Origin of the sequence: Uniformispora flossi, from assembly GCF_049534875.1 — a bacterium.
In the GTDB taxonomy this organism is placed as follows: Bacteria; Actinomycetota; Actinomycetes; order Streptomycetales; family Streptomycetaceae; genus Yinghuangia; species Yinghuangia aomiensis.
In genome coordinates, this window is record NZ_JBMULZ010000004.1 from 379,946 (window position 1) to 388,524 (window position 8,579).

Sequence of the window (8,579 nt, forward strand, 5' to 3'; positions counted from 1 at the left end):
TCGGGGCGGGTATGGCCGCGGCGCGGCTGGCGTCGCAGGTGCTTGCCCGGGATGCGGGTGCGGAGATCACGTTGTTCGGGGACGAGCCGCAGGCGCCGTACAACCGGGCGCTGCTGGCGGATGTGCTGACCGGGCGGTTCGCGCCGGACGCGGTCCGGCTGCCGACCGGCGGGGCGCACGTCCGCACGGGCTGCGAGGTTGTCGGCGTGGACGTGGCCGCGCGCACGCTGCGCTTGGCCGACGGGACGGCGGCGGGCTACGACACGTTGGTGTTCGCGACCGGTTCGAATCCGGTGCTGCCGCCGATCCGCAATCTGCACTGCACGTCGAACACCGGCGAGGGCGGCGAACTGAAGCAGGGCGTGCACGCGTTCCGCACTCTTGCGGACGGTTCGCGGCTGGCGGCCGCGGTGCCGGAGGCGCGGCGGGCGGTGGTGGTCGGCGGCGGAGTCCTCGGGGTGAGCGCGGCGCGGGCGTTGGCGGCCCGCGGCTTGCCGGTCGAGGTCGTGCACCAGGCGCCGTATTTGATGGAACGTCATCTCGACGGGGCGGCCGGGGACGCGCTGCGGCGCGCGCTCGGGGCGCTGGGCGTCGAGGTGTATGCGGAGAACCGCGCCAAGTCGCTGTTCGGCACCGACCGCGCCGAAGGCGTCGCGCTCGCGAACGGGTACCGGTTGGACGCCGACCTGGTGGTGTTGGCCTGCGGGGTTCGTCCCCGGGTCGGCCTGGCGCGGGCGGCCGGTGTCGAGGTCGGCACCGGGATCGTCGTGGACGACTGTCTGGCGACGAGTGCGCCGGATGTGTTCGCGATCGGCGATTGCATCGAACACCGCGGCAGCGTGCACGGATTGGCGGGTGCCGCGTGGGAGCAGGCGGACGTGCTGGCGGACCGGCTGTGCGGCGGCGGTGCCGTCTACCCCGGGTCGCGGACGTTCGCGCGGCTGACCGCGGGCCCGGTGGAGGTGGCCGCGTTCGGCGACGTCGACGCGGTGCCGGGGCTGCACGACGTGATCCGGCTCGCGGATCCGACGCGCGGCTCGTACAAGAAGCTCGTGCTGCACGGCGACCGGCTCGTCGGCGGCATCCTCGTCGGCGACCTGGCGACCGTCGGCGCGCTGACCCACGCCTACGAACGGGACGAAGCGGTTCCCGAGGACCCCCTGCACCTGCTCATCGCGCAAGGAGCCCCCCAGTGATCGAGTCTTCCTCCCCGATGACCTCTTCCTCTGTCCGCGCCCGTTCCGCCGGTGGCGGGCGGCTGGTGCTGGTCGGCCACGGCATGGTCGGCCAGCGGTTCCTCGAAGCGCTGGCCGCGGAAGGCGGCGGCTGGCAGGTGACGGTGCTGTGCGAGGAACCCCGCGCTGCGTACGACCGGGTGCACCTGACGTCGTACTTCTCCGGCAGCAGCGCCGAGGACCTGTCGATGGTCCCGGCCGGGTTCCTCGACGAGCACGGCATCGACCTGCGTATCGGCGACCCGGCGGTGTCCGTGGACCGCGAGGCGCGCACGGTGACCGCGCGCAGCGGGGCGGTGTTCGGGTACGACGCGCTCGTCCTGGCCACCGGCTCTTACCCGTTCGTGCCGCCGGTGCCCGGGCACGACGCCGAGGGCTGTTTCGTGTACCGCACGATCGAGGATCTGCAGGCGATCGAGTCGTGGGCCGCGGGGTCGCGGGTCGGCGCGGTGGTCGGCGGCGGCTTGCTGGGCTTGGAGGCCGCGGGCGCGCTGAAGGCGATGGGCTTGGAGACGCACGTCGTCGAGTTCGCGCCGCGTCTGATGGCGATCCAGGTCGATGCGGGCGGCGGCGACGCGCTGCGCCGCAAGATCGAAGACCTCGGCGTGGCCGTGCACACCGGCGCGGGGACCCAGGAGGTCGGTGTGGACGACGGCGGCCGGGTGCGCAGCATGGCGCTGTCGAACGGCGAGACGCTCGGCGTCGACCTGGTGGTGTTCTCCGCCGGGGTCCGGCCGCGCGACCAACTTGCCCGCGCGTGCGGCCTGGACGTCGGCGAGCGCGGCGGAATCGCGGTCGATGTGACCTGCCGCACGTCCGACCCGCACATCTGGGCGATCGGCGAATGCGCGCTCGCGTCCGACGGCCGGGTCTACGGCCTGGTCGCGCCCGGCTACCAGATGGCCGAGACCGTCGCGCGGGAACTCAGCGGCGGATCGGGCTCGTTCACCGGCGCGGACACCTCGACCAAGCTCAAGCTGCTGGGTGTGGACGTGGCCAGCTTCGGCGACGCGCACGGCACCGCCGAAGGGTGTCTGGAGGTGCTGTATTCCAACACCCGCGAAGGCGTGTACAAGAAGCTCGTGGTCGGCGCGGACGGGGCGCTGCTCGGCGGCGTGCTGGTCGGCGACGCGGACTCGTACGACCTGTTGCGCCCGCTGTGCCTGTCCGGTGCCGCGTTGCCCGCTCCGCCCGAGCAGCTCGTGCTGCCCGCGTCGGCGGGCGCGCCGGTGGCGATCGGCGCGTCGGCGCTGCCCGACGAGGCGCTGGTGTGCTCGTGCCACAACGTCGGCAAGGGCGCGATCCGGGCGGCGGTCGCCGAGCAGGGCTGCGCCGACGTGCCCGCGGTGAAGAAGTGCACGCGGGCGGGCACCGGCTGCGGTTCGTGCGTGAAGATGCTGACGACCCTCGTCAACGACGAACTCGCCGCGCAAGGCGTCGAGGTCGCGAAGGGGCTGTGCGAGCACTTCGGCTACACCCGCGCCGAGCTGTTCGAGATCGTGCAGGTCCGCGGCATCACCTCGTTCGCGCGGCTGGTCGACGAGCACGGTACGGGCGAGGGCTGCGACGTGTGCAAGCCGGCCGTCGCGTCGATCCTCGCGTCGCTGTCCAACGGGCACATCCTCGACGGCGAGCAGGCGTCGCTGCAGGACACCAACGACCACTTCCTCGCGAACCTCCAGCGCAACGGCTCCTACTCGGTCGTGCCGCGGATTCCCGGCGGGGAGATCACCCCGGAAGGGCTCATCACCATCGGGGAGATCGCCCGGGACTTCGGGCTCTACACGAAGATCACCGGCGGGCAGCGGATCGACATGTTCGGCGCTTCGGTCGACCAGCTTCCGGTCATCTGGCAGCGGTTGGTCGAGGCCGGGTTCGAGTCCGGGCACGCGTACGGCAAGGCACTGCGCACCGTGAAGTCGTGCGTGGGCGAGACCTGGTGCCGCTACGGCGTCCAGGACTCGGTCGGCATGGCCATCGAACTCGAGCTGCGCTACCGGGGCTTGCGGTCGCCGCACAAGCTCAAGTCGGCGGTGTCCGGGTGCGCCCGCGAATGCGCCGAAGCGCAGAGCAAGGACTTCGGGGTCATCGCCACGTCGGCGGGCTGGAACCTGTACGTCGGCGGCAACGGCGGCATGACGCCCCGGCACGCCGACCTGCTCGCCGCCGACCTGGACCGGGACACGCTGATCCGCACCATCGACCGGTTCCTGATGTTCTACATCCGCACCGCGGACCGCCTGGAACGCACGGCGCCGTGGCTGGAACGCCTCGAAGGCGGCCTCGACCACCTGCGCGCGGTGATCATGGACGACGCGCTCGGCATCTGCGACGACCTCGACGAGCTGATGCAGCGTCACGTCGCCACGTATGCGGACGAATGGCGCGAAACCCTCGAAGACCCGGAGCGACTGCGCCGGTTCGTGTCGTTCGTCAACGCGCCCGGCACGCCCGACCCGACCGTCACGTTCGTCCCCGAACGCGCCCAGATCCGCCCTGCCAAGCCCGGCGAGGACGGCACCGTCCTCGCTTCGCCCGCCTTGGTCGCGGGCCCGACCTTGGAGGTACGCACCTCGTGAGCATCCTCGCGGACACCACGGCCCACCCCGTGGACGCCCTCGTCGAGATCGCCGCCGGCACCGACTGGACGCCGGTGTGCCGGATCGCCGACCTGATCCCCGGCCGCGGCGTCGCCGCGCTCGTCGACGGCGCCCAGGTCGCCGTGTTCCTGGACCGCACCGGCGAGGTGTACGCGGTCGGCAATTACGACCCGTGCAGCGGCGCGCACGTCATCTCGCGCGGCATCCTCGGCTCGCGCGGCGACGTGCCGGTGGTCGCGTCGCCGATGTACAAGCAGGCGTTCGACCTGCGCACGGGCCTGTGCCTGGACGCGGACGACGAACCGACCGCGCTGCCGGTGTACGGGGTCCGGATCCGGCAGGCCGCGGGCGCGCAGGTCGCCTGAGCACCGCGACGGGCCGGGGCGGCAGGCGAGGCCCCCGGCCACCCGGGTGGCGCACGGCCTAGATCTCCGTCGCCGCCCGGGTCGGCAGGCCCGACTGGGTCGCCACCGGGTTCCACAGCGCCACGGCCTTGTTCTTCGCCTGGGTGGCTTCCTTGCCCGCGTCGTCCGCGGCGCGCTTGTTCTTGCCCTCGTCCTTCGCGCGCTTGCCGTCCCGGCACTCGCCCTGCGCGTTCTCGGTGCCCCACGCGGCCAGCGACCGGTCCGACTTCGCGGACGCCGTCCACGCCTTGCGCAGCCAGTCGACCAGCTCCGGACCACTGGCGATCTGATCGGTCTTCAGCTTCCCGAGCCGGGCGATCTGCTTGTCGCGCTGCGCGGCCGCGTCGTTGAGCGTCTGCACCGCGTTCTGCACGTCGCCGCACTTCTGGATCTCGGTCACCGCCCCGTTGACCTTGACCCGCGCGCCCGCACTCAACCCCATCAGCTCGTCGAGTTCCTGCGCCTGGGTCTTGGGCGCCGGCGCGGACGGGGGCGGCGCCGCCCCCGCGGATCCCGAGGCCGTGGGCGCGCCGGAGCCGGCCCCGGCGTTCTTCGCCGCATCGGCCTTGCCATCCCCGCCGTCGAACACCCCCGCCGCGAACAGGCCCGCGAACAGCAGCACCACCGCGGCGCCGATCCCGCCCGCCACCAGCGCCCCGCGCGGCACGGACCGGCCGCCGCCGGACGGCGCACCGGGGTAGTCGTCCTGGCGTGGCGGCATCGCGGGCGGCGCGTACTGCGGCTGGCCGCCGGGGCCGCCCATCGGCGGCGGCGGGACGGAGAGCGGCGGACCGGACGCGTAGGGAGCCGGCGCGGGCCCCGTCGACGTCCCGGGCCGGAAGAGGCTCCCGAACGGGTCGTCGTCCGGCGGCGCCCCCGCCGGAGAACCGGGCGGCGGCGGTCCGGGCTGCGCCGCCCCGGCGGGCGGACCGTAGACCGGAGGCGGGCCGTAGACCGGAGGCGGGCCGACGGGCGGCGGGTAACCGGGCGGCGGGCCCGCCGGGTAGACGGGCGCGCCCGCACCCGGGGGCGGCAGCAGCATCGACGGCGTCGCCACGCGGGTTCCGCCCGCGTCGCCGTAGTCGTCCGGGTCGTACGCCGGCTGCCGGTAGTCCGTCTCGTCGCGCGGCAGCTCCAGCGGGCCGAAGATGGACAGGCCTTCTTCCCTCGGCTCGCCGGGATCCGCCCCGCGCCCGCCGGGGCGGCTCACGCCGCACCCCGCACGCGCCACGCGCCGCATTCGCGAAGCGCACCCGTGCGCCGGGTCCGCTCGCCGCGCTCGCTCACGATCTCGTTCTCCCTGTGCCTCGGGCCGGACGTGCCGGCTCGCGTCTTCGCCGTTGAGTCGCCCTTGACGCTAGCCGAGACGCTCGACACACGAACAGCGGTTCGGTCCCGCCACGAACAGTTTCGGCCGGAGAGCCCAACCGGCAGGCCCGAATGCGCGCCTGACACCACGTCAGACGGCCGGGCGGGCCGGGGACCAGTCGGCCGCGACACCCACACGCGCCGACATCGCGCACGCGCGGGCCCGAACCACTACCGCCGCCACCGGCCCGCACAGTTCCGCACCCTCCACGCCGTCGGCACCCCGTCCTGCTCGCCACCCGACGCCTCGTGGCCCCACCCCGCCCGCCCCCGAGCATGCGGATACCCCCGGCGTCGGCCCCGAGGACGCCGGGGGTATCGCATGGCCCGGCTGGCCTGCGCCCCGGTTGCGGCGTCACGGGACGCGGCGCGGGCCGTCCGGTGGGGGCGGCGCGAACCGCCCCGGTCGGGGTCCGGGGAGCCGGTCCGCGGTGAGCGCCGCGGGCCGGCCCCCAGCCCCCTAAGCCGGAATGTCCTCCTCCCCTGCCGACCGTGCCGCGTCCAGGAACTCGCGGGCGATCGGTTCGCCGTCGAACGCCGCCAAGCGGCGGCGGAAGTCGCGGAGGTACTCCTGGCCGCGCGCCGAGTGCAGGCGGCTGACGAGCCCCAGCGCGTCGGTCGCGACCGCGCAGGCCTCGTCGAGCCGGTTCTGCTGGAGCTGCGCGGTGGCCAGCAGCAGCGTGTCGACCGCCCGCCGCCGCACCCGCGTCTCGGCGTGGCCCGCCAGGGCCGCCCGCGCCGCTTCCTCGGCCTGCCGCGGCAAGCCCAGGTCGCGGTAGCAGTGCGCGAACTCGTCGGCCAGGTACGCCCGGTCGAAGTGCGCGATCCACACCGGGTCCGCAGCCGGCCGGGACTGCTCCATCGCGGTCTCGGCCCGCCCCAGCGCGCTCTCGCACGCCCGCACGTCGCCCAGCTGCGCGTGCCCGCGTGCTTCCGCCGCGTGGAACATGGCCATCGTCGTCGCGGTCGCCCCCTCCCCGGTCGCGCCGGACTTCGACCCTTCCTGCGCGGCCCGCGCCAGCTGCGTTATCTCGCGCGGGTTTCCCAGGCTTCCGGCGAGGTGGCTCATGCCCGCGGCGAGGACGTAGCCGCCGTACGGCCGGTCGTCCGCGGCCTGGGCGAGCCGCAGCGCCTGGATGTAGTAGCGCTGCGCGAGCCCGGGCTGCCCGGTGTCCACGGCCATGTACCCGGCGAGTTCGGTCAGCCGCGCCACCGCGGCGAACAGTGCCCGGCCGGTCTCGTCGCTGTAGGTCCCGTTCAACAGTCCCGACACCACCGACCCGAGGTAGTGCACGACGACCGGCCGGATGTGCCCGGCGCCGAACCGGTGGTCGAGCACCGACAGCATCTCGGTGGTGCACAGCACCGCTTCGACGTCCGACGCGCCGACCTTCGGCCCGCCGATCCGCGCCACCGCGGCGTCCGGCCGGGTGATCAGCCAGTCCCGGCTGGGTGCCACGAGCGCGGCCACCGCCACCGACGAGTTCAGCAGGAAATCCCGCTTGTTGACGTCGCTGCGCCACAGCTCGGTGACGATCTCCACGGTCGCGGTCGGCGTCGCGGCGAACTGCAGGCCGACGTTGGTCGCCAGGCTGCGCCCGTCGGCCATGCCGGCTTCCTCGACGGTCACCGGGCGGCCGAGCTTGCGGCCCAGCGCCTCGGCGATCAGGTTCGGCACCGAGCCGCGCGGCTGCTGGCCGCGCAGCCAGCGCGCCACCGACGTCTTGTCGTAGCGCAGGTCCATGCCCTGCTCCGCGCCGCACATGTTCACCCGGCGTGCCAGCCCCGCGTTCGAACAGCCCGCTTCCTGTATGAGCGACGCGAGGCGTTCGTTGGGCTGGCGCGTCGCGAGCGACCGTGCGGCCATCTGCGTCCCCTCCCACAGGAGTCCCACTGGAGCGCCCCGGAGTCCCGGTGTGCCGGCTCCCCCACCGCGTGGGCGGCGAACTCCCTTGGTACGGAAGCCCGGTACGCCTCACACGCCACTTGTGACGGACGGTAGCCAGTCGATCGCGCTCCCGGATAGGCATTTGGCGGCATGCGCCCCCGCCGCTGCACCCGTGCGCCCCCGTTGCGCCGGTCGGCGCAGGCTTCCCTGCATCCCGTTCGGGTGACTTTCCGACCGGTGTCCGGATAACGCCCCCCCGCGCAGTAACCAACGTGCGGCACCGCAGTTGTGAAGACGTGGAAGAGATCCCCGCGGCCCGCACCGTCGCCCGCGAAACGCTTGTAGACACCGCTGTGCGGTACGCGGAGGACCGCCACTGGGACGTCGTCCCCGGCACGTCCGTGCACGGCACCCCGCAGGGCCGCCGCTGCGGCTGCGGGCAGCCGGCGTGCAGCGCCCCCGGCGCGCATCCGCTGCACCGCGACTGGGCCAAGCAGGCGGGCGGCGGGCCCGCGCTCATCCGCCGCTGGTGGAGCGAGACGCCGGACGCGTCGATCCTGCTGCCGACCGGCCGGTCGTTCGAGGTGATCGACGTCCCGGAGCAGGCGGGCTGCCTGGCGCTGGCCCGGCTGGAGCGCATGGGCCTGCCGCTCGGCCCGGTGATCGCGACGCCGACCCGGCGCGTGCAGTTCTTCGTGCTGCCGGGCGCCCGGGACAAGATGGCGGACATGCTCCACCGGATCGGCTGGGGGTCGAGCGCGATCGACCTGGTGTGCCGCGGCGACGGCGACTTCGTGGTGGCGCCCCCGTCCCCGATGGGCGTGAGCGGCGCCGCGACGTGGGCGCGCGAGCCCACCGAGGCGAACCGCTGGCTGCCCGAGGCGCGCGAGCTGCTCAGCCCGATCGCGTACGCGTGCGGACGGGCGATGGCGGACGCCTGACGGCGGCCCCCCGACCGGCGTTTTCCACCCCCGTCGGCACGACCGGAAAACGCCCGTGGGGGGGGCCCCCCCCCCCCCCCGGCCCCCCCCCCGCCCCCCCCCCCGCCCCCCCCGGCCAGCCGCCCCCGCCGGCCCCCAAAGCG

At 74.3% G+C, this 8,579-nt stretch carries 6 protein-coding genes; 4 read left to right on the forward strand and 2 right to left on the reverse strand.

The genetic code is table 11. The features are described 5' to 3' along the window. Positions 1-11: 11 nt before the first annotated feature. Genes ACPA54_RS11605 through nirD form a run of 3 tightly spaced genes read left to right on the forward strand, consistent with a single transcriptional unit; the run spans position 12 to position 4,200 of the window. Positions 12-1,196 carry an NAD(P)/FAD-dependent oxidoreductase gene (locus ACPA54_RS11605; RefSeq protein ID WP_423529001.1) on the forward strand — a complete coding sequence of 395 codons (1,185 nt, stop codon included), beginning with the start codon at positions 12-14 and terminating at the stop codon, positions 1,194-1,196. Positions 1,197-1,213: 17 nt separating this feature from the next. After that, on the forward strand, positions 1,214-3,814 hold the full coding sequence (nirB, locus tag ACPA54_RS11610) for a nitrite reductase large subunit NirB (protein ID WP_423528673.1): 2,601 nt from the start codon (positions 1,214-1,216) through the stop codon (positions 3,812-3,814). Next, on the forward strand, positions 3,811-4,200 hold the full coding sequence (nirD, locus tag ACPA54_RS11615) for a nitrite reductase small subunit NirD (protein WP_423528675.1): 390 nt from the start codon (positions 3,811-3,813) through the stop codon (positions 4,198-4,200). The genes nirB and nirD overlap by 4 nt, the downstream gene beginning before the upstream one ends. 58 nt (positions 4,201-4,258) lie before the next feature. On the opposite strand, the gene ACPA54_RS11620 is transcribed toward nirD, so the two are convergent. Beyond that, entirely contained in the window at positions 4,259-5,449 is a 1,191-nt protein-coding gene (locus ACPA54_RS11620) for a hypothetical protein (RefSeq protein ID WP_423528676.1), read from the reverse strand. Positions 5,450-6,067: 618 nt separating this feature from the next. Beyond that, positions 6,068-7,474, reverse strand: coding sequence for an NsdA family TPR-like regulatory protein (locus ACPA54_RS11625; protein WP_423528677.1), 1,407 nt, complete (start codon positions 7,472-7,474; stop codon positions 6,068-6,070). A gap of 317 nt (positions 7,475-7,791) precedes the next feature. Between ACPA54_RS11625 and ACPA54_RS11630 the strand changes: the two genes are divergently transcribed. Then, positions 7,792-8,436, forward strand: coding sequence for a bifunctional DNA primase/polymerase (locus tag ACPA54_RS11630; protein WP_345677034.1), 645 nt, complete (start codon positions 7,792-7,794; stop codon positions 8,434-8,436). Positions 8,437-8,579: the final 143 nt, after the last annotated feature.